The organism is Enterobacter sp. WCHEn045836 (genome assembly GCF_003965585.1).
Classification (GTDB): Bacteria; Pseudomonadota; Gammaproteobacteria; order Enterobacterales; family Enterobacteriaceae; genus Enterobacter; species Enterobacter dissolvens.
This window is the reverse complement of the sequence record NZ_RXPT01000033.1, coordinates 1-22953: the sequence shown is the minus strand read 5'-3', so window position 1 is coordinate 22953 and position 22953 is coordinate 1. Positions and strand designations below refer to the sequence as shown.

Annotated in this window: 13 protein-coding genes and 7 pseudogenes; 11 read left to right on the top strand and 9 right to left on the bottom strand. The window is 46.2% G+C overall.

Annotated features, from left to right (window positions below; translation table 11 throughout):
• Together tnpC (EKN38_RS25220) and EKN38_RS25215 are read left to right on the top strand one after the other, a co-directional pair.
• Positions 1–1374, top strand: a pseudogene (tnpC, locus tag EKN38_RS25220) (IS66 family transposase); the annotation flags it as partial.
• A 30-nt stretch (positions 1375–1404) separates the two neighbouring features.
• Positions 1405–1560 (top strand): annotated as a pseudogene (locus EKN38_RS25215) (IS3 family transposase); the annotation flags it as partial.
• A gap of 305 nt (positions 1561–1865) precedes the next feature.
• On the opposite strand, the gene EKN38_RS25210 reads toward EKN38_RS25215, so the two are convergent.
• Positions 1866–3818 (bottom strand): WavE lipopolysaccharide synthesis family protein, encoded by a 1953-nt coding sequence (locus tag EKN38_RS25210; protein WP_185812870.1) that lies wholly within the window; start codon positions 3816–3818, stop codon positions 1866–1868.
• Positions 3819–4375: 557 nt separating this feature from the next.
• Here EKN38_RS25210 and EKN38_RS25205 point away from each other — a divergent pair.
• From EKN38_RS25205 to EKN38_RS25180, 6 genes are all read left to right on the top strand, one after another.
• On the top strand, positions 4376–5698 hold the full coding sequence (locus tag EKN38_RS25205; RefSeq protein WP_185812869.1) for a tyrosine-type recombinase/integrase: 1323 nt from the start codon (positions 4376–4378) through the stop codon (positions 5696–5698).
• The gene (locus EKN38_RS25200) at positions 5695–7425 is read left to right on the top strand and encodes a hypothetical protein (protein WP_126523023.1); all 1731 of its coding nucleotides are present in this window, start codon (positions 5695–5697) and stop codon (positions 7423–7425) included. Before EKN38_RS25205 ends, EKN38_RS25200 begins: the two co-directional genes overlap by 4 nt.
• Positions 7426–7427: 2 nt before the next feature.
• A complete protein-coding gene (locus EKN38_RS25195; RefSeq protein WP_126523021.1) occupies positions 7428–9482 on the top strand; it encodes a hypothetical protein in 2055 nt (684 codons plus the stop codon).
• Complete coding sequence (locus EKN38_RS25190; RefSeq protein WP_126523019.1) at positions 9479–9952, top strand: hypothetical protein; 474 nt, start codon at positions 9479–9481, stop codon at positions 9950–9952. Before EKN38_RS25195 ends, EKN38_RS25190 begins: the two co-directional genes overlap by 4 nt.
• Positions 9953–10168: 216 nt before the next feature.
• Positions 10169–10369 carry an IS66 family insertion sequence element accessory protein TnpB gene (gene tnpB / locus EKN38_RS25860; RefSeq protein ID WP_185812871.1) on the top strand — a complete coding sequence of 67 codons (201 nt, stop codon included), beginning with the start codon at positions 10169–10171 and terminating at the stop codon, positions 10367–10369.
• A 300-nt stretch (positions 10370–10669) separates the two neighbouring features.
• The gene (locus EKN38_RS25180) at positions 10670–11332 is read left to right on the top strand and encodes a class I SAM-dependent methyltransferase (RefSeq protein WP_126523017.1); all 663 of its coding nucleotides are present in this window, start codon (positions 10670–10672) and stop codon (positions 11330–11332) included.
• A 171-nt stretch (positions 11333–11503) separates the two neighbouring features.
• Here the strand turns inward: EKN38_RS25180 and EKN38_RS25175 are convergent, their stop codons facing one another.
• The 5 genes and pseudogenes from EKN38_RS25175 to EKN38_RS25160 form a co-directional block, all read right to left on the bottom strand.
• Positions 11504–12253: a CDP-diacylglycerol diphosphatase gene (locus EKN38_RS25175; RefSeq protein ID WP_126523015.1), complete on the bottom strand. Its 750-nt coding sequence runs from the start codon at positions 12251–12253 to the stop codon at positions 11504–11506.
• A 305-nt stretch (positions 12254–12558) separates the two neighbouring features.
• Positions 12559–13362: a hypothetical protein gene (locus tag EKN38_RS25170; RefSeq protein ID WP_126523012.1), complete on the bottom strand. Its 804-nt coding sequence runs from the start codon at positions 13360–13362 to the stop codon at positions 12559–12561.
• Positions 13363–13592: 230 nt separating this feature from the next.
• Positions 13593–13769, bottom strand: a complete 177-nt coding sequence (locus EKN38_RS25855) for a hypothetical protein (protein ID WP_185812868.1) — start codon at positions 13767–13769, stop codon at positions 13593–13595.
• A gap of 352 nt (positions 13770–14121) precedes the next feature.
• A pseudogene (locus EKN38_RS25165) lies at positions 14122–14371 on the bottom strand (DNA methyltransferase); the annotation flags it as partial.
• A gap of 102 nt (positions 14372–14473) precedes the next feature.
• Positions 14474–15229, bottom strand: coding sequence for a serine protease (locus EKN38_RS25160; protein WP_126523010.1), 756 nt, complete (start codon positions 15227–15229; stop codon positions 14474–14476).
• 774 nt (positions 15230–16003) lie between these two features.
• Here EKN38_RS25160 and EKN38_RS25155 point away from each other — a divergent pair.
• Positions 16004–16123, top strand: a pseudogene (locus EKN38_RS25155) (transposase); the annotation flags it as partial.
• A gap of 177 nt (positions 16124–16300) precedes the next feature.
• On the opposite strand, the pseudogene EKN38_RS25150 reads toward EKN38_RS25155, so the two are convergent.
• A pseudogene (locus tag EKN38_RS25150) lies at positions 16301–17289 on the bottom strand (IS110 family transposase); the annotation flags it as partial.
• 90 nt (positions 17290–17379) lie between these two features.
• Between EKN38_RS25150 and EKN38_RS25145 the strand changes: the two are divergent.
• Positions 17380–18348, top strand: a pseudogene (locus EKN38_RS25145) (IS3 family transposase).
• A 681-nt stretch (positions 18349–19029) separates the two neighbouring features.
• Here EKN38_RS25145 and EKN38_RS25140 read toward each other — a convergent pair.
• A complete protein-coding gene (locus tag EKN38_RS25140; RefSeq protein WP_126523008.1) occupies positions 19030–19878 on the bottom strand; it encodes a hypothetical protein in 849 nt (282 codons plus the stop codon).
• 1191 nt (positions 19879–21069) lie between these two features.
• Here EKN38_RS25140 and EKN38_RS25135 point away from each other — a divergent pair.
• Complete coding sequence (locus tag EKN38_RS25135; protein ID WP_126523006.1) at positions 21070–21396, top strand: hypothetical protein; 327 nt, start codon at positions 21070–21072, stop codon at positions 21394–21396.
• A 204-nt stretch (positions 21397–21600) separates the two neighbouring features.
• On the opposite strand, the pseudogene tnpC (EKN38_RS25130) reads toward EKN38_RS25135, so the two are convergent.
• Positions 21601–22953, bottom strand: a pseudogene (gene tnpC / locus EKN38_RS25130) (IS66 family transposase); the annotation flags it as partial.

Below are 22953 nucleotides of genomic sequence, written 5' to 3'. Positions count from 1 at the left end.
CGCCGACAGGTTGAAGAAACAGAAGCCCTGCTGAAACAGCAGGAGCAGCAAAGCGATCGCTACAACGGACGGGAAGACGATCCACTGGTACCTCGCCAGTTGCGGCAGTCCCGCCATCGTCGCCCCTTACCGGAAAACCTTCCCCGCGAGATACACCGGCTGGAGCCCGCTGAAACCTGCTGTCCGGAATGCGGCAATGGTATGAAGTACCTCAGCGAAGTCAGCGCGGAGCAGCTGGAACTGTTCTCCAGCGCCCTGAAAGTGATCCGCACGGTCAGGGTGAAAAAGGTCTGCACCCGATGCGACTGCATCGTTGAAGCCCCTGCGCCATCACGGCCCATCGTTCGGGGTATCGCGGGGCCGGGTCTGCTGGCCCGGGTGTTAACCGCGAAATACTGTGAACACCTGCCGCTCTATCGCCAGTGCGAAATCTTTGCCCGTCAGGGTGTGGATCTGAGCCGGGCGCTGCTCTCCAACTGGGTGGATGCCTGCTGCCGGTTAATGGCTCCGCTGGATGAAGCTCTTTACCACTACGTGATGGACTGCCGCAAACTGCATACGGACGATACCCCGGTGCCAGTGCTGGCACCGGGCAGAAAGAAGACGAAAACCGGGCGCATCTGGACGTATGTTCGCGATGACCGGAACGCAGGAGCGTCAGATCCGCCCGCAGCGTAGTTCGCCTTCTCACCGGACCGGCAGGGGAAACACCCTCAGCAGCATCTTCACCACTATCATGGCGTGCTGCAGGCCGATGCCTTCGCAGGTTACAACAGGTTGTTCAGCGCCGAGCGCGACGGTGGTCCGTTGACAGAAGCCGCATGCTGGGCCCATGCCCGCAGAAAAATCCACGACGTCTATATAAACACGCAAACGGCGACAGCAGAGGAAGCCCTGAAACGTATCGGCGAGCTGTACGCGGTAGAAGAGGAAATACGAGGTCTCCCGTCAGCAGAGCGGCTGGCAGCCAGACAATCCCGGAGCAAAGCGCTGCTGACATCCCTGCATGAGTGGCTGGTAGAGAAAAGCACGACACTGTCGAAAAAATCCCGGCTGGGCGAGGCATTCGCTTATGTGCTCAATCAGTGGGAAGCGCTGTGCTACTACTGCGATGACGGCCTTGCAGAGCCTGATAACAATGCAGCGGAGCGGGCGTTACGGGCAGTATGCTTGGGTAAAAAGAACTATATCTTCTTCGGCAGCGACCATGGTGGTGAACGTGGAGCCCTGCTGTATGGGCTGATCGGGACATGCAGGCTCAATGGTATCGATCCGGAAGCCTACCTTCACTATATCCTGAGTGTACTACCGGAGTGGCCGTCGAACAAAGTGGCAGAACTTCTGCCATGGAACGCAGATCTCACCAATAAGTAGCCGTCAATACGGCTCTCACTTTACGCTTACAAGAGGTTCGTGAAAACGATGAAAGAAAACTACATCACGTTCATGCCAAAATCTGATGTGAGAACGGCGTTATAGAACCGTGCAGCGGCGTTCAATCATTACTATGAAAACCACCCGTACAGTGCACTGGTATACAGATCCCCGAGGGAATGCTGACGCCTGCGGGCATCGTTAACTTAAGAAACAAAAGCTGTCCGGAGATGACGGGTCAAGATCACTTTACCAGCCCCCCGGATGTCTTAACAACATGAAGCTGGGGGGCGGACTGATGGACCCGGGTTCTGACGAGCAGCACAGTAATTGTGGACGGAAGAAATACCGTCGTTTTACAACCTGAACTACCGTGCCACCACTCTGGAAAAGTGGATCGCCATTCCACGAATGGACGGAAGTAGACAGTCTTTTATTAAGGAGAAAACTACGTAACCAGCCGGTGGCGAAAAAATACTGGCCCTTTATTTTCAAGCCTTCCCTGAGCCACGTCTGACCATAAGCAGAATAACCTTCCGACTCCCGGATAACAACCGTTTCGGCAGCTGAATAATACGTATAGCATTTAACGATATACATCTCGGGAAATACATCAATAGTACCAAGCGGAGTAAATTTTTGGTGCCCGCATAAGACATATAATCCCTGAGAGATTTTTCCGAAAACGCCGCCACAATTTTTCTATATAATATCTGACCACTCTCACCCTTCATGAAAAACGCCTCTGTGTAACTCACATTCAGTAGCTTACTTAAGAGGTATTTTTTTATATGCAGCGACTGGTCGTCGGCAATGCTCAGACACCGTGCTATCACCTCAGCCAAGTTTCCGACCTTTTCTTCCCTATTAACATCCCCCCACTGGTGGGTAAGCTGCGTACTGGTACCCTGCCGATAGAAATACACATATGCAGGGATAAACGACACACTCTCGCTTTTGATGAAATTATACAAAAGCGTCGGGATTTCCTCATAATATTTGATCTCAGGGAAAATATGTTCAGCCAGGAGCGTTCCTTTCCTAAAAACAAAGCACCAGAGCGTATGGTTATAACCTGAAAGATATTTCAGTGCCTCAGCAGTAGTTCCACATCGGTATTCTGAAAGTTTTGCCATGCCGATATCCGGGATCCTGCCTCCAATGATTTTTACATTCCCATTATGCTCACGAAAAACCTTATACCCTAAAACAATACAGTCCGCTGCATAGCTTTTAATGTTCTCTGCCACCAGCGCGAGCGCATTTTTTGACAATAAATCATCTGCATCCATGATATAAATATAATCGCCGCTGGCGTGTTGCACGCCCTGCCTCCTCGCTAAGCTCGCGTTTGCCTCACAGACCTTTAGGATTTTTATACCTGCGATCCCCGATACATCCTGAAAATACGCATCCTCTAAATCATCCACATACGAACCATTCCTGACAATAATGACTTCATAAGGTGGATAGTCCTGATTCAGAATTGATTCAATGGTCTCTTTTATATGGGGAAGCGTTTTGTAAGCTGCAATCACAACGCTGATCTTCGGTTGCCTATTTTCTTTTTCTATCGGAAATGTCACTAACTGCTCCAGATTTGCATGCTCATTATAACGAATCTTCCTGAATTTTCTCTCATGTCGGGTATGGTATTTTTCAAACGAAAAACTATAGCGATAGTCGTCTAAAAAAATAAAATTTGATAGCATATACTGCTCACTTATAAATTCCAGCTCAGCACTCCAGTGAGCATAATGCTCAAAATCCACCTTACGATATTTTCTCAAAAAACCAAGCATAATATACTGTTCAGGTGCATATCTGGAATACTCTTTACATTTGAACTGTTCAGGGAACGCCCTGTCTAAAAAATAAAGTGCCTCATCCTTAGTCTGCAGTGGCAAATCCCATACAGCCAGCAAATCAGAGCGAAAGCCAAAGTGAACATGGTCTGAAATATGGAACAGCAACTTAATCTTAAATCCATTGTTGAAATAACTTTTAGGATCCCGGGAGGTAAGATTGTTTGATACTATCCTGGCCCGTAATATTTTATATTGGCTGTAATCGTCGTCACTGACACAAAAAAAATTCAAAAAATCAGTTGATCTGAGCACAACGTCAGAGCGAATTTTTAAGCAATAAGTTGAACTCGCATTCATAAGCCCTGCCATCGTACTTACTATCTGTCGGTTAACATTATTTAAGATTGACCCATTATGATTCTGATGCCCCGGATCCTGGTTTAATATCAGATGATCATAACCATGGACAGGGACCTCCTGACCTTCCCAGGTAGACAGGATGACCGTGGCTCCCGGTAATAAACTCCTAACAGAGTCGATGCATGCTTGCGTTGTTGACGAGGACGAGTGCCGACAGGTCGACGAAACGATCGGTCCCTGAATAATAACAGAAATATCTTTATTGTTTATAACCATATATTTTCGGCGGAATAAGGGACTCAGCAGTGAAATAAAAAATAGCATCATGAGTGGTAGAGGTATTTACAGTGTTCAAACCCTCCAGACCTGCCGCATCAGTGTATCCGGAACGGGTCGAGAAAACATAACTCCTGTTCCAGGCCTGTTTTCTGTACTGACGCCACTCCACACATCGTAGCACATAGCACATTCCGACTCCTGGATAAGGATTTGCTCGCCACTCAGACCGATATGTTCCGCCCCCACAACGGTGATGACAGGCTTTCAGTCGTTCATAAACAGTTATTCCTTTTCTTTACATTGAATCCAATGCTCTTTCTATACATATAGTATCCCGTAGTGAGAACGCCGGGCCAGTAATCCCCGCCTGCAGGTACCTATACAGAGGCAAACCACAGAAATTAATCCAGCTCAATAACGCTTGCTCAGTGTAAGCCTACTATAACTAGTTCGTATAGAAAACCTTGCTATACAAAATTATATGGAAAACCATAAAAACTGACGATACTCTTACTTATGCGTGTTCGGTTTTTATACATATCATGGAGGGGTGTATGGCGCGGCTAATTATCTCTGCTGATACAAACTCAGTTTGTGAAGCTTCGATTGATACTGATGGAAGATTAACACTTTCGACTGTGGGCAAATCTCTTGGTGAAATCCCCACCCTTTATGATAAAAATGGTGGTTTCGTTAGTATTGTAAATAGCTGGTTTTACGATTTAAAAGCAGTCAGAGCGCTCGAGGATCTGAACTCCTATTCAAGAGCATTGCTCTCTTACTGGTCATTTCTAGAAGAACAGCAACTTTCCTGGGATTACTTTACTCCTGTAAAACGACTCAAACCAACTTACCTGTATCGACATTATCTTTTGACAAAAGTTAAGAGTTCCAGTCTTGCCCTCAGTACAGCAAACCACTATATAAATCATGTAGTTCATTTCTATACATGGGCCATTCAGGAAGGATATTTGAGATTAAACAATGAACATGAAGCCCCCTTTACCCTACAGTACATCAATTTATCCCGATACGATAAATTCACTCACATCCCCTCCTCGTTCCAGGTCCATACAACAGATTTACGCATAAAAGTTTTTAAAGATGCTGATACTCAAATCATAAGCTCTATGAATCCTCTTGGCCATGACGCTCTCAAACATATGGCAATACAGCTAAATGAAGGACCGACAGAATTCAGATTACAATGTCTACTGGCAGTTCAGTGTGGACTACGCATTTCTGAAGTGTGTTCATTTACTGTTGATGCTTTACGCCATGCGTCTCCCACTACCGCTCTGAAAACCCGCTACCAGATGACAATAGGGCCTGCATATGGAATTCAGACTAAATTCGGAAAAGAACGGCATATTGAGATACCTGCTCATTTGCTTCGTGAACTGCAAAATTATTCTATCAGTGAGCGCCGGCTCAGGAGACTGGCTAAATTGACAAGAAAAGTAGCTTTAGTAAATTCAGGTGACATTCACCTGCCACCATCAAAAAAATATAAGATCATCCGCACTCTTCAGCACGAACCACTCTTTATTAGTGAGCAAGGCAATCCCGTTGACAGCGGGGTAACAAGTGTCAGGTGGGCTGAATTTCGAGAAAAAATCCGGTTAAGAGTGCCCGTATTTAAACACACGTTTCATGATCTACGATGTACTTATGGAACCTATCGTCTCAGCGATCTGCTGGATGCCGGTCTCCCCTCCGGGGAAGCCCTGGATTGCCTGATGGGGTGGATGGGGCATAAACATGAACAAACCACCTGGAAGTATCTGCGCTACCTCAAACGTCAGGATGTTTTAAAAGCCAAATTTGCCTTACTTGATGCAATAATGTTTGATGCCGTTAAGGGGGCGACAGAATGAAAATTACCCTCCTATTACCCCGATGGCGACCAGAGCTTGAACTCAGAGTTATCACCGGTACAAATGATATCCGGTATCTTGACTTCAACCGGTTCCTCTATTGCGGGGTTCCCACAACACAGCAAATCCATAGTGGTCACGTCTTACATGCAGGCAGAGATAAACACATTACTGGATTAAACACACTCTGCAAAGAAGCTCTGTCATCAGGCTCTGTGTCTTCTTCTACGGTCGTCAATTACTATGTGGAAATAAGACGATATATACTTTTTTGCGATGAGAACAACAGCGAATTATTTACAAAAAAGAGCATCGTTGATTACTGCGAAAAGATTTATCAACGCGTTCAGCGAAATGAAATTAAACGCACCGCCTACTCCAGTCAGACATCGAAACTCAGAGGAGTTCTGTCTCTCCTTGATATTCCGTCATCATGGTTTGACAATATTGCTGTTGTATCAACAAGTTGCACTGAATCCTATGAGGCATACTCCCGGTCTGATTTAAACAAGATGCTTCCGTTGCTCAGGGCACTGTTCAAACAAACATCAAGGCAATTCCTTCAGTCACCCGATAAGCACCGTCTGGCTAACAGCAATAAATCTACAATGACTTTTACATGGCAGGGAAAAGACCATCCAGTCTGTGGTGCAATCAATAAAATGATGTCCGCTGCAACATTTCTTCTGGCTTACTATACTTATACAAATTCCTCGCAGCTGTATCATTTAATTCGCCCCTCACAAGCAGTTTTTTCTACAAAAGATCAGTGGTATTCCATGCCGGTGTTCAAGAGACGTGCATTTAAAGTAATCCATGTTGACATGGGAGAACATTCTTTCCAGATACCAAAATATTCAATGGAATTCTTTGACCGGCTGCTTGTGGTCTCCAGGTGCATTGACAGTCGCGATGGCGCGTTGTTACTGAACTCCTGTCGGGGTAAGTTATACAAACCTATGAGCGGGAGAATGTTAACAGAGTTTGTGAATACTTTTTTCCGCATACAATTTCCAGTGTATGACAACCGGGGGCGTCTGCTTCGACCGCAGATATCACGTTTCAGGGAAACGGGAAGCCACCTGACAGCATACTTCCATGGGGATGTTGCGGCCGGAGTCGCGTTAAACAATACCCGGAGGATACGGCAGAGGCATTACTCCACCGGCAATAAAGATGAAAATCAAAGAATGATGCAGGAAGCCGTTTCAATTCGCTCAGAACAGGCCAGGAATCGCTCCACTGTTACCGAAGCACGTAGCAGCCTGGGTATCAAGGTACTGACGCTGGAGGAATATAACAAACGACTGATGCCAGCACTGTCCGCCTCAGCACACGGCTCCCATTGCGGCGAGCCATTCGGTGAAAAATCCCAAAAATTCACTAGGAAAGCAAGTCAACACCAGCTTTCTGGCGGAGAGAAACTCGCATGTGCGGATCTTCTCCAGTGTTTCGGATGTGAGCACCAGGTCATTGTTCAGTCAGTTGATGACATATGGTGTCTTTTATCTTTCATGGCATGTATTGAAGAATCACTTTACCTGCACCTGGACAACCAGCATTACAAAAAAAATTACGAAGATGTCATAACATTTATAGATACCACTATTCTTCCACAAATAAGCCGGAGAATCAGAATAAAAGCAGAACGTAAACTCGCCGATACGGGCCGCCACCCTCTCTGGCTGGAAGCTGAGTCCGTTATTTTACTTGCATCAGGAAAATAAACATGCTCAGAATCGTCGAATTACCACAGGCATACCAGGAAGGTGACTATCCCGTACGGTCAGATGTTGTTGCGCTTGTGAAAGCAAACAACCATGAAGAACTGAATAAGGTTGTTGTATCCTGTAATACCAAAGGTGAGCCAGTTATTTTTTTCGAAGACGCCGAGTGGAATATACGCCATTACTTTCAGCAAAACAGCATTCATAAGCATACTTTCAGTTTTTCTGAATTTAACCACTCACCGCAACTGACTATTGAACTTAAAATGGTTGTATACGGATGGCTGTTTCATAAAAGCAGCTTTCGTTCTACCCCGGCGAAACCCTCAACCCTCATCGAACGCTTTTCAAAATTAAAATTAGTCTATCGATACTTAAAAGCAAAAAGAATGTCTTCAATAACTGACATTTTGAACAACTCCACGGAATGGCTTAAATTTGAGAGTTTTTTATCCGAAAAGAATTACTCTCAGAGAACGCTGCACAATATATTTAATTCCGTGAATCATGTATTAGCACTCCAGGGCTGGCTAAAAATAAAAAATGGTTCTAAAAAATTCAATCCGGTATCACGCGGAAATAAAATCAGTGATTTAACCAGTCAACAAACACTGGCAATCCCGGAACGTCTAGCCGACGAAATATTCGGCACAGCCATCGAAATGGTGGAAGAGGCATACCCCTACAGAAGGGAGATTGCCAAAACAGAACAGGCACTTCAGGATAATTATCTCGAAGGCAAGGCTCTCCTTGAATCAAAAATAGAATCAGGCGCCATCACATGGCTAACCGATAACACTGGAAGTATTAAAGACACTCATCGTTTTGCGCAGGAAATTTTAAAATTATCCCCTGAGTCTCATAAAACGATAGTTAAAAGGTATCTTCATGATTTCAGTCTGCGCTATCTTTCCAAACACAAGCCATTTAATACTTACTACAATCTATTAATTACAGCCTGCTATATATGTTGCGGAGCTTTTTCTGGCATGCGGGATTCTGAATTATCAGAACTCACATCGGACAGCTATTTTACCGATGAATTTGATGGCAGAGTTTTTCATATCTTACAGTCATGGACGTTTAAAATGGGTCAAAAAAAGACCACATGGGTAACAGCACCTGTTTCTGGAAAGGCAATCCAGCTTGTTTCAGTACTGACTGAGTCATGGAGAAATGAATATAATCTGTGTTCGGGAAATCCTACCCAAGTTATATGGTTGAGCAGAATCAGACGCTCAAGGCCTCCGGCGTTTAGCAACTGGCATAACCGACTTCGAAATTTCTGCAAACAATTTAACATAAAAGTAACGGAGAGCGACTACCAGGAGTGCATGGATTCAAACCCCAACAGCTTTAGAAAAATACAAAAGACAATTAAACAGGGCGAGCTTTGGCCATTGAGTCCACATCAGTTTCGGCGCTCGCTTGCTTTCTACACAATCAGGCACCGACTCGGTACCACGGTTGCGCTCAAACAGCAATATAAACATCTCTATCTGCAGATGACAGAATGGTATACAGAAGGTGGCACTGTTGCAAGACTGAAAAATCTTGCTGTCGATAACCAACTACAGGAGTTGCTCGACAATACAAAACTAGAAGAGACAACCAATAAGATATTCAGCTTTGTACATTCCGAAGGAACTCTTTCAGGCTCTCATGGGAAGGCTATTGTCGCGATGAGGAGTGATATTCCCCACATATACAGCTCTTGGGATATCATTTATCAGGCAGTCAAAAGTGGGCTTCTGACATTGCACGGCACTCTGCACAGTTACTGCAAGAATGGTTATAATTGCGACATGGATGGTGTGATCAATCCTGCATTTTGTGTAAACTGTTCAGATGGAGGAAGCATTATTGACGAAGAAAATGCAAAATGGTGGAAACAGAAACATTATACTCTCACAGAATATCTTTCATCTGCCCTTTCAGTATCTCCGTCGGTCTATTCTCATTGTATCACTCAAATCCGGGCAGCCGAATCGGTGATGAAGGACTTCGGCATGACGTTCAGTATTTACAAACACCCCGTGGAGATTGTCGAATTATGAGTAAAAGGGGACAGACACAACTCGCTCTAGAAGCAGCTTTAGAACGGGTCAAAAATGGACAAACCAGACGTATATCTGCATCGAGGAAATTGAGTGCAAGAGCTGTCGAAGAAGAAGCTGGTTTGGGCAATGGCAGTTGCTATTATTATCCGGAAATCATCGAGAGGATCAGACGCGCTAAATTTCATGTGTCAGCAATAACGCATTCAGCATCATTTCCTGACGTACAGAATTTGCGACAAAGATACCAGAATGAGAAACGGATAAAAGAACGGTACAAACAGGAAAAAGTAGATTTAAAAAACCTAGTCGCCCGGATGGCGACAGAGCACCATCACTTAAATGATGCGCTAAGGAAAGCACTTCTGACGATTGGAGAGCTTGAAAAAGAGAATAGCGCACTGAGAGAAAAAGTCACAGATTCATTACGTAATACACTTCATGTGATTCGCGACGATGATCACAGTTAACTTATAACGTTACGGCACGAAGCCAACTTATACACCTCCGGGAGCCTATTCATAAATTTATGTAATTACCTGATTTTGATATGTTCATTCCAACATCAACAACAAGTTACTTTATGGACAGAAAACAGTTGCAGGCTCCGGCTAATGAGTTGGCCAAAAATCTTAAAGTCCCCGATGCTCTCAGCCAGTTCGATCGCCTACTCAAGAAAATCAGCGTTGAGGCTGCTCTCAACGCTGAAAAGTCTCACCATCTGGGCTACGACAAATACGACGCTGAAAGAAGATCTGATGTCCGGCCATGTCTTCATCTTCTGGGGCCGCAGCGGCAGTCAGGTCAAACTGCTGTGGTCTACCGGTGACGGGCGTAAGCGTCCAGCCAGAGCCGTCTTTCCCCTTCTGAAATATCTGACAGGATAGTGTCCATCATCATTTAGTGGACGCTATCCATGAAATCATCACCCGCAATCAGGCAACCCTGACATCCAAATTTTTCCCTTGAATTTAAACTCAATATGGTTAAGCGCTCTTAACCTTTCTAACGATTCGTTCATCGACTTTAAGTACATCACCACCTGTGAGGGGTTCACTGCCATGGCATGAACATTGAGCAACCAGTCGCGGTACAGTCTTGCATAAGATGAGTTACGGCACTTTACCTTGTAATGACTATGTATAATTGGTTTAATTGATCAAATGAACTGAAAAAGGGAGTAAGCAATGAACAATCATTCGGACAATGGGGCCAAGGTTTATACACCTTTAACGTTAAAGCTCTATGACTGGTGGGTGCTGAATATTTCTAATCAGTTTGCATGGAAATGCCCTACGGAACAGTACCTGCTACCACACTTTTTAAAAAATCTAGGTCACAAGCATCTCGATATCGGTGTGGGTACCGGATATTACCTGACTCATGCCCCTTCTGACTGCAAGATATCGCTTATGGATCTCAATACCGCAAGCCTGAACGCTGCTTCAGCAAGAGCTAGAGAGCCGCAAATAATTCACAAAATTAACCATGATGTATTTGAACCTTACCCGGTTCACCTGAACAATCACTTCGACTCCATCTCAATGTTTTATCTTCTTCACTGTCTTCCAGGAACCATGCCAGATAAAGATATTGTCATAGAAAATGCAAAAATGGCTTTGACTAATGGAGGAGTACTTTACGGTGCAACAATTCTCGGTGAAGGGATAAAACACAACAGTTTTTCTGCAAAGCTTATGCATATTTACAACCGTAAGGGAATCTTTTCCAATCGCCAGGACTCTAAAGAAGAACTGGAAAGAATTCTATCAAACCATTTTCATAAAGTTGACATCACGGTTAAGGGTGCTGTAGCCCTATTCTCAGCTTCGAAAAACATAATTATTTAAAAAATCGGGCGGCGATTTTCTGATGACTCGGGCTCCTTAATTACCCCTTCCAATACAACCTTCTACCGCTGCGTGAATTCCAGCTCAGCTTTAACTTTTAGCTCTTTCACCCTTGGACCTCGATCAGTGACCGAGGTTCTTTGGCGCTTTAATTAATGGTATCAATTCTACTCAATGACAACTATAGTCCTGTATCTCGCCTGCAGAACCAAGATTCAAACTAAATAAGTCAAATCTAGTAGCTAAGGCAACTACGGTGCCATCTTGTAGAAAAGAAACAGCCAGCCCATATTTATCTATTTTGTCATTAATGCTTTCTACATAAGCATTTAGAAGCTTAAATGGATCTTCTTTTTCTAAATCTGTTCCATTAAGTTTTCTTGCGATATACTCATGCCCCTCAATCTTTTGCTGGATCGGCTTCCATTCACTACTGATATCTTCCCCCTCTTTTTCCAACAAAGATGATACATTATCTTTTAGGCATGATAGATGTATATGTAATTGGTCCTGTGATCGTCCATATTTTGAGTTTACCGCCAGAGATATTTTAGAGTCTGGCAGAGGTCTACCTGCTTCATCATCCAAGTGTTGCCTTTCCTTCCAGGCATAAGCAAAAAAAGGTGGTGCGCTGTCTAACTGTAATTCTGCACTTTCTATACCGGAGAGTTTATAGGTTGGCATTACAAGATCGTGCACAGGTCCTTTGGAGTCTTTGAATAGGACATATCTATCGTTAATTTCCACTTTTAGGCAAGGTGCTGGTTCATTGTTTTGTTCTTGATTTGGAACGCATTGTTCACTCACTACTTTCCACAAGGCGTTTGTATCTCCTCTTCCGAATATATAGTACAAAGCAAATACCACTAGAATTACAATACATACAATCCAGACTAACTTTCTTCTTCTAAGCTTATCCATAAGACACCTCCTCAGTAGTTTAATATCTCAATATCTGCCAACAAGAGTTTGGCCATATTTGTATCAGCTTCACTATAAAATCCTGCCATAAACATTTTAACTTCAAACGAACGCCCCCTTAAAATTTCCGCCTCTTAAAAGAGTGTGACAACATTACGATAAAATCATCTTGTGTTTAGCTGAGAGGAATAATGTGTATATTGAAGCTTGCAACGAACGACCTACCGCTTAACCCCGAAGAGAATGCTCCTACCTCAGTTCACTACAGATACTCATCCCTCTACCTGGCTACAATTGAAAGTTTATTACAGTTGCTCAAACATCATCACTGCACTACCACTATACTCACCGGTAGCATCCTCCAGGCCAATAAGCCGGGACTTCATTTCGATACTGGCAGTATCACTGACATACCGATCTGTTCCACCTGTCCAACCACTCCCTAAGTTAAATTCCGCACGAGTACTTGCATTCCCGTTCAGTGGAATAGACTGACCGCTTACTGACAAACCTATGTTAGTTGGCCTTGAACAAGTCACCTTAAGCGTCCGGGATAGTTCAGGATAACCAGAGTCCGAACGTTTCACCTCGCCCCAATCAAAATTCACCGATGCTGGAGTAAGTTCGCAGGAAGTTGGCGCTACTGGTGCATCTGCACAATTCGATGACAGCGTGCCAGCCACCTGCTGACCATCTCGAACATAGATACAAAAAGTCGGGTCACGGCCATATTGTGCTGGCAGGTAATCCATCATAGAGACAAAAAGTAGTCCCCGGTCTCTGAGTAACCTGGCTACATCCCCCATAGTCCTTCCTTCCCCCGCGGCTAACTTTCTTTCTGAAACACGCACACTATCAGTTGTTCCATACCCCGCACGTCCTGCCTCCCCCCATGACTTAGAGTTGACAAAACCAGCAAAATAACAATCATTTTTTCGATAGCAAGGGTTAGGTGACGGGTCATCAAAATTGGCGGCAACAACTTGCCCCGTAAATTGTCCATTTGGACTTGATGGCTGCGTCACAACCTGAACCTGGAATGTCCTTGATGCAGCAATCCCTTTTCCACCCCAGAAAAGTACAGCCAAAGGCAACGTTGCCCACAACATTATCCGATTTATATTCCTGCTCAACAGCAATGCCCTCATAAAATAGAAATAAACGATCTCATAAACTTAATTGATCGATAAAACCTATCGGATGGTAGGATGCAATCCATTCGTACCAAAATCAAGGAACATTGCCCCTGGCAAGGAAACTATTGTTATTACTCCTAATATAAGGGTAGTGCATATCAAATATTCACTACAGGGATTCGGCTCATGTCATTCCCTGTCTTTTAACGTCTCAGATCCATACTGATACTCATCCCGCTGTCTGGCTCCAGGTGAAGCGCCACGTTCTTCAACAGCCACGTCCTGTCAGCTTGTACGTCGAATCCCTCCGTCGTAATTTCGCACCCCGGCGTCAGAACTATCATTTTCGGCGTGGCTGGCGTCGTTACCGACATGCTCATCGGATATTCCGGTCGGGGTTTTTAGTTTTTTTTCTTCCGCGTTTTCTGCTTTGACCATGTAGATTTCTGCATAGTGCTTTTGCAAATTTCGTGCATGCTGTTCAGCCGTTTCACGGTTCGGGAAAGCATGACCTGGCCGGGGGCCACTACTCCTGTATAGGTAATTCGAAGGGCTGCCATTACGAATGCCATCAGTACGGCAACCAGCGATGTTTATCCACGCCACCAGCTCTGAAAACGCTCGAGCCAGTATGGCTAGTTGTTTGGATTTTGTGGCATTTTCCGTCTCCCATCTCGCTGAGGGCCGGTGTATGTTGAGGTAATAAAAGAGGTCTCTTGCGCGACCTCACGTTTATTCCCCTGCCAGCGCCCGTATTTCTTCCGCCGTCTGGTGAAACCTGCCCTCTTCGAATTCAACCTGGCGGCCAAGCTCCAGCGCGACTTTCACAGCCGAACCGGATCTCATAAAGAAATCAGCCACCACGTCACCAGACTTACTGCTTGCATTGATGATCTGCCGCAACATGTCAGCGGGTTTCTCACTGGTGTGTTTCCCGGGTAAACTGGACGGTTTTATGAGTTCGGACATCGGTAAATGGTACGGTCTCTATAGCAGCGACATGACGTTGTGGAGAAAGGATGCCTCCACACTAATTTTAATACTTAGTGTGGAGGTAAATTAAATAAGAGTTATAAAGCGGATTTTAATTAAGACGCTCCATGATCCAAGCATATACTCGGTCATCGATCATTACAGCGCCATTCCCCCAGCCCTCTTCCCCGAAGATGACCTGATTACTAGAGCTAAGCGTGGTCACACCGATTATTTCATTATTGTTATTTAATACTGGTCCCCCGGAGTTACCCCAAACGGAATCAGCATCAAATGCCAGAAAATGGTCCCCCCATCCAAAAACGTCTGACATTTTATAAAACTTACCATCATCCCTAACTAATTCACCTGGACTTTCCCACATCTGCGTCCAGCCCTTGTCGTGTGGATAGCCAAGAAGTCGCACTTCCAATCCCAACTGTAAATCTGGAATATTAGTTCTTTTTATTGGCAAACTGGCCACTAAATCCCCGATATACTCGCCTCGTTCATTTGGTGCGACAGTGACAATGGCATAATCATACGAGTCATCTCTTCGAAACTCTACTTCATCAAACTCAGGGGGGTAGTCAATAGAAGAAATAGTGAATATACCATATGGCGTTTCAGTACCATTTAGCGCTGGAACAACCACATCACCGACATTGATTTCTCGAACAGTATGAGCTGCAGATAATACTTTATCTCTTGCAACAACGCTTCCAGATGCATTACCGATGTGCACGACACTTTGATAAATTTCTAATGTTGTATCCTCAACTCGCTTACGTTTGCCATTTAACTCATCACGTGGCTCATTGCCAGTATGAAGAACCAATGGTGCTATCTTTGGCTTTGTTATTAACATATTCTCTATCTCCTTTTATGTTTGATCACGGTTAAATCTGGTTTAAAACCAATATGAGCACGAATTTTCTTGTAAAAGATTCATAAAAAGGCAAGGCTATTCTATTGATTAGCACTTTATCTATATTTTATGCGATTAGAACCCGCGGATGGCCCACTGAATTCACAGAGTCGATACTCAACCGTAAATTATCCCCTCTTATTACATCTGGCGACATGCGATATCATCCACACTCAATGAGTTCCTGTCAGCTTGCCAGTCAGCACATCAGGGTAGTATAGGGCTAAACGGCATAACTGATAACACTCTGGAATTATTCGTCATGTTTAGTTATCCCGTCATTGCAACAGGAAAAATAAACCTGACGTGGCAGTTAACTCCAAATAAAATAACCAGAACTTCCGGGTTAGTAACGAAACCAACCGCTATACAACACACTACAATGCTGCGGAAATGCGCTTTACAGAAAACTTTTAACGGGTTGAATTATATCTATTAGCGCAGAAAGCCCTACTAAAGAAAAGGATTTTTAAGAATGTTCATCACTTTTGGTGAGATCAGTAGCTACAGGTATGGCGGTCTAGGAATGATACTAGATAACTGGAAAAGCGGCGATAACCGATCATTACCAATTAATTGATCACCACAACCTTTCATTTAAATGATATCCACAGAGCTCCCTTATGAAAAACAAGGAAAAATGTGACCAGCTCCCCGTTGATTAATACACCCCGATGTCAGTAATGTCTTCATAAGCCACATGAGGACATCCCCATGAAGATGCGTTTTTCCGACGAACAGGTCATCAGTATTCTTCGCGAGGCCGAAGCCGGGGTTTCGGCCCGTGAACTCTGCCGTAAGCACGCCATTTCCGATGCCACCTTTTACATCTATGGACTACCTCCGTTTTGCAAGCACTGATTCTGGTTTTGGGTTGTTGCTTACATCTATCCGGCATCAGGAAAATCTGTGCCCAAATGGGTAATCCACACACAATCGCCTCAACAACTGGACGGCCTCTGAGGCCAGTATAAAAATCAGGTTCCGATTGTGCAGGTGCAACCTATCACCATTTCTCAGCATCGACCAGATTATTCTCGCGTTCTTGTTCGCTACCGCTACGGTCGTTTTATTAAACCCTCGCCGTTCTTTTAACTGGTTAACCCACTGATTCAGATAGCCATCATTATTATTCGTGGCAACCCTGACGACAGCACGGGCATCATGAATAAACAGGGTCCGCAGATGCTTGTCACCTTTTTCGTCATATTCATCAGCACCTGTCTGTCACCACTGGAGTGCTGGCGCGGAACCAGACCCAGCCACGCAGCAAAGTGACGACCATTCTTAAATTCAGTTCCTTTGCCAATCGCAGCAACAACGGCCGTGGCCATTTTAGGGCCAATGCCTTTCACTTTGGCAATACGCTGACAGGCTTCTGATTGCCTGAATACTGTTTCAATTTCCTTATCAAAAAAATGAATACGACACCCAAGATCGTTAAAGAGATCATAGAGCTCTGCAATCGTTCTGCGCATTCTGGCACTTAACTCGTTTTCTGCATCCTCAAGGATCAGCGGAACAGCACGACGCACTCTTGAGACTGCCGCTCCAATTGTTATTCCCCGGTCGAGCAGCAGTCCCCTGATTTGGCCGACTGTCGCAGTACGATGATTGACAATACGTCTTGCCCGATGCAAAGCCTGAATATCCTGTTGCTCCGGGCTTTTCGGCGGGACAAATTGCATTGTTGGCTGCATCAGAGCCACGGCTACAGCCTGTGCATCATTGCCATCATTTTTCTGCCCGCGGACAAAGGGTTTTACATACTGAGGACTGATGACCTTTACTTTATGCCCCAGTTTTTCAAACTCACGCTGCCAGTAAAATGCCCCTGTGGATGCTTCGACACCAATCTGGCAGGCCGGAATATTCGCCACCATCTGGAGTAATTTTTTTCGACCGGTACGTTTTGAATAAACCGGCTTACCGGCCTGGTTTGACCCACAGAGCTGAAAGATATTTTTAGCCAGATCAGTACCCAGGAATACGATATTCATTGTGATTCTCCTTCTGATTGCATTTTGTACAGTTAACCGCAGAGGGAGGAGGTAGTCCATCCCATTACCTGGCGCAAGTAGTATGGCGGTATGGAGGTGCCCGAGGTTAAGCGCCTGAAGTCGCTTGAGGAAGAGAACGGCAGACTCAAGAAGCTGCTTGCCGAAACCATGTTTGATAAGGAGGCACCTCAGGTAGCTCTGGGGCGAAAGTACTGACGACAGACCACAAGCGGGAAGCCGTTAAGTTTATGTGTAGTGTGACCGGCCTGTCGCAACGTCGTGCCTGCAGGCTTACAGGTTTGTCTCTGTCGACCTGCCGCTACGAGGCTCAGCGTCCGGCGGCTGATGCGCATTTATCAGGGCGCATCACTGAACTGGCACTGGAGCGAAGGCGTTTTGTTTTGGCTACCGCAGCATATGACAGTTACTGCGCCGTGAAGGCCTTCATGTTAATCACAAGCGCGTGTACCGCCTTTATCATCTCAGTGGGCTGGGCGTAAAACGCAGACGGCGTTGTAAAGGCCTGGCAGCGGAGCGTCTGTCGCTGCTCCGCCCGACGGCCCCCAACCTGACCTGGTCAATGGATTTCGTAATCGACGCGCTGGCCGCTGGTCGCAGGATCAAGTGCCTGACCTGTGTGGACGACTTCACGAAGGAGTGCCTGACAATTATCACCGCATTCGGGATTTCAGACGTTCAGGTCAAGCGTATTCTGGACAGTATTGCACTGTTTCGAGGCTATCCGGCGACGATAAGAACGGATCAGGGACCGGAGTTCGCTTGCCACGCACTGGATCAATGGGCCTTTGAGCATGGTGTTGAGTTAAGGTTAATCCAGCCGGGAACGGATTTATTGAGAGCTTTAACGGACGATTTCGCGATAAATGCCTGAATGAGCACTGGTTCAGCGATATCCTTCACGCCAGGAAAATCATTAATGACTGGCGGCAGGATTATAACGAATATCGTCCGCATTCAGCACTGAATTATCAGACGCCATCAGAGTTTGCAGCAGGTTGGCGAAATGGAGAATATGAAGGTAAACAAACCGACATTTAACTGACGGTTGTATCTAATATTAGGGGCAGGTCAGTTCAGCCCGCCAGTACGTCGGGGGACAGTTCGTTGGTGTATTGCTGTGACATCGTAATTCCCTTTTCTCACTATGGATAAGTGGAATCCTGCCCTAGTCACAAGCGTTTCCGTTCATTCAGGGGGGATTTTCAGAAAATTAAAAGTAATTAAGCCTTTTTTGCGTCTGATAATGCTGCCGCACAGAATGGGAAAATCCCGGTGCTGCCGGTTGTTTCACCGGGATTCGCGCACCTTTTTTGCCAGGATATCTGGCATATTTTCACAACGAGTACCGTCAAAAACACATTCACCGGGCATGGTGAGTACAAATCGAACTCCCTTTTCACAACCGGGACTGCCCACCCGCCCTTTTTTACACGTCAGAAATAAGAAACTTTTTTCCGCAGGTTCTCCCGGCAATGTGACAACCCCGTGGGGGAGAGGACGCACGGGTAAAAGCTGGGTTTTCGTGTTTTATCGCCATCATCATTATCGCTTTCCAGCTGCGAGCGGGGTAGAGATCACTTTTCATGGACTGCATGAATGAACAAAATTGCCCAGAAATGGCCGGAAGTTGATCAGGATACGAACGGCCTGCCGCTTAGGTGGGGGGGTAGCCCCCCTATTCCTTCAGCGCCTTAGTTCCATACTGATACGGCAGAGGCATCATTGTACTGTGAAGCTAAGAACAGCACTCCCGGTAAAGCTACCCGCTTTTCCGGTGAGTTCAGAATTGTTAATATCGAAATTGAGGCTACGGCTACCGTTCCACCCCGATTTCACCGTCACCATCTCAGAATTTGAGCCAGTATTCCCTACAGATAAATGAACCTTAATCTGCTCTGAACCTGCAGAATCATGAAGTATTGCATAATTTTCCTGTGCGGCATCCATACCCACAAGTTTTAATAATGCGCTGCCTTCCGCATCTTCATCTCCGGTACAGGATAAAGAGGCAGCAATACTTTTTCTGGGGCTCTCAACGGCACTGATAGTACCAAAATCTACTACGCCGTTGCTTAACCCGTCGACTGTACAGGTTACCGGGACGGAGGGGACTGGAGGTATAGGGGGGCCAATGCCCTTGCAAGACTCTACAACATTTTGCGAGCGGTTCCCCAGCAATACCATCCTGATACAAGGTATACTTCCTCCGGCTCCTCTCTTAATTTTTCCAATACCAGTCCAGGGGAGTTTACTTCTTACAAGAGCATTATAATCGTCTATCTTCATTGCACTGTCGCTAAGATATAGAGTGTCCAAAGCTATAATACCAATATCAACAGCCTCCAGACGTATACGGCAAGGGAAGGTGGTAGTACAATCTATCGTACCGCTGCCCACTATGGGGTCACCTCTTACCACCTCAACCTTTGTAAAATGATAATCGAGAGCCACCGTCCCTGAGCCGACATAGTACCAGTCAGAAAAACCACCTTCGACTATTGCTGCCTGAAGCCTGAATGCCGCAGTCGTCAGTATTATCATCAAGGCAATCAATGCTCTCCTAGTCATAAAATAAATAGCCTCTTCTAAATCAATAGATAATAACGATCAATAATGGTGATTTAGATCGCGCTAGCTTATTAAATATAGGGGTTCGTCAAAACACAAGGAGAAATAGCAAAAGCAGGGAACTTACAGGGAAAATTCTTAGTTAAATTATTTGACGGTTAGACGGAAGAAATATACCAGACAGGACCCGCGCAAGCCTGGCAGGGCCATTGCTTGTGCAGACGCTGGATGGAGTTCTCTCCGATAACACCAGGCAAGGATACTTATAAGGGTTCTCCCGGTAAAGAAACACCACCGCGGGGGAGAGGACGCATGGGAAAAGGCTGGTTTTCGTGTCTGAACGGGGGAAAGTGTTCACGTATGCCCTTAACCAGTCAGCGGTCAGCCCTGACCTCCTGCGGTGGAGAGTAAGCAACCCTGCTGGCTGAATAATCAGCCCAGTCAGTGCCTCCCGCTGCGCATTCTTACCTTAATTATCTTTTTGAGGATACTGATACTTTAGATTTGTTGATTTATCCTAAAAACATGCTATCAATTCACTATTTGCCATCATAATTGGCTAGCATGTTGATAGGAAATGGCGATCAATCCACTGGTTATTGATCGCTTTTATTTTTTGGGAAAGTATGCATGCCAATTAACGTTTCTTGGGTAATAACTGGTCTGTCAACCACTCTTCGACGCAATTCAAACGGTGTCCGACGGTCTGGAATCATTTCACTATTCATCCTTCTCGTTTTGGGAGGCACTCCATATTCGGGTAAGGCTGAATCCTGGGTGCAGGTAACCCGTACAACTGATGTGTCCCCAAACGGTTACAAGTATGATTACAATTATCAGTGGAGTTTTGAAAATCAGGACCTTGCTGTGCCTACCTGCGCTTCGGGATGCCTGGTCAAACCCTTCTACGAAGGGGGCGTTATACATGTCCATCAGGATGTGGGCATTACCATAAAAGCTGGAGAGTGCAGTACAATAAAATGCATTTTCAAAAGATGGGAAAAGGAGATGCCTTTGGTTGGTACTGGCTCTATTGTGACGGGACAATCGGGAGCCAGGGACAGTTGCTGGTCATTTCAGTCATTCCCATTCAGGGGCAGCTACCCTACAGGGTCTGGTGTGAAATTGCCGGGTTCTGTATGTGGCACAGCCCCACCACCAAATGTGTCATGCTCCATCACACCGGAGGCCGTGGCGTTTAACTTTCCGCCGACGGCCAGCAGCGAGCTGAACGGTGTCAGTCTGTCATTACCCCTGAATATCTCATGCACGGAGAAAGAGGTGTCTGCCCGCATCCTCTTAAGTAGCGGTAAGAAGATACCAATGGGCAAGAGTGACAGTTACGAAGTATATGCTCTGCTTGAGCTGGACGGCCGCCCGCTTAATGATGAGGGTGTTGAAGTCAAAGTAACAAACTCTAATACTACTTTTAACCTGAAAAGTATTCTGTATAGTTCAGGGGAAGTTCCGGGAGGAGAGTATTCCGGTTCTACTGCGCTGATTATGAACGTGCTGTGAATGAGGCCCCATGCTGTGACGGCTGAAAACGTGGATACAGGAGACGTAATTGCCCGGCTTTAATTTCCTTATTTCGTCGTTTTTTTTCGTCATATACCGATACACCTATCGGATATCAGGCATGCTGTTTACATCATCAACGCCTCCTTGTCATCTCTTTTTATGGTGTAAATCGTAAGCGTTAAGCGAGCGCCGTATTGACGGCTATTTATTGATGAGATCCACGTTCCATGGCAGCAGTTCGGCCACTTTGTTGGTGGGCCACTCCGGCAGTACGCTCAGAAGGTAGGCTTCTGGATCGATGCCATTCAGTCTGCATGTACCGATCAGACCGTACAGCAACGCACACGCTCGCCACCGTGATCGCTACCGAAGAAGATGTAGTTTTTCTTACCAAGGCAGACGGCTCGCAGCGCGCGTTCAGCGGCATTGTTATCAGGTTCAGCAAGACCGTCATCGCAGTAGTAGCATAGAGCATCCCACTGGTTCAGAAGATAACCGAACGCCTCGCCCAGCCGGGATTTTTTCGACAGAGTGGCGCTTTTCTCCACCAACCAGTCATGCAGGGATATCAGCAACGGCTTACTTCGGGATCGCCGGGCTGCCAGCCGCTCAGTTGCCTGGAGGCCGCGTATTTCCTCTTCCACCGCGTACAGTTCACCGATACGTTTCAGGGCTTCCTCTGCCGTCGCTGTCTGAGTGGTTATATAGACGTCGTGGATTTTTCGACGCGCATGGGCCCAGCATGCCGCTTCGGTTAACGGGCCTCCGTCACGCTCTGCGCTGAACAACCTGTCGTACCCTGCGAAGGCATCGGCCTGCAGTACACCATGATAACGGCGAAGATGGTATTGAGGATGCTTTCCCTGCCGATCCGGCGAGAAGGCGAACCACGTTGCTGGCGGGTCTGACGATCCCGCGTTCCTATCATCGCGTACATACGTCCAGATGCGCCCGGTTTTCGTCTTCTTTCTGCCCGGTGCCAGCACTGGCACCGGGGTGTCATCCGTATGCAGTTTGCGGCAGTCCATCACGTATCGGTGGAGGGCCTCATCCAGCGGGGCCATTAACCGGCAACACGCATCCGAGCAGAGCCCGGCTCAGATCCACGCCCTGACGGGCAAAGATTTCGCACTGGCGATATAGCGGCAGGTATTCGCAGTATTTGGCCGTTAACACACGGGCCAGCAGACCCGATCCGGCGATACCCCGATCGATGGGGCGTGATGGCGCAGACGCTTCAACGATGCAGTCGCACCGGGTGCAGGCCTTTTTCACCCTGACAGTGCGGATCACTTTCAGGGCGCTGGAGACCAGTTCCAACTGCTCCGCGCTGACTTCGCTGAGGTATTTCATATCGCTGCCGCAGTCCGGGCAGCAGGTTTCTGCTGGCTCCAGACGATGGTTCTCGCGGGGAAGGTGTTCCGGTAACGGGCGACGGTGGCGCGACTGGCGCAGCTGACGAGGGACCAGTGGATCGTCCTCCCGTCCGTTGTAGCGATCGCTTTGCTGCTCCTGCTGTTTCAGCAGGGCTTCTGCTTCTTCAACCTGTCGGCA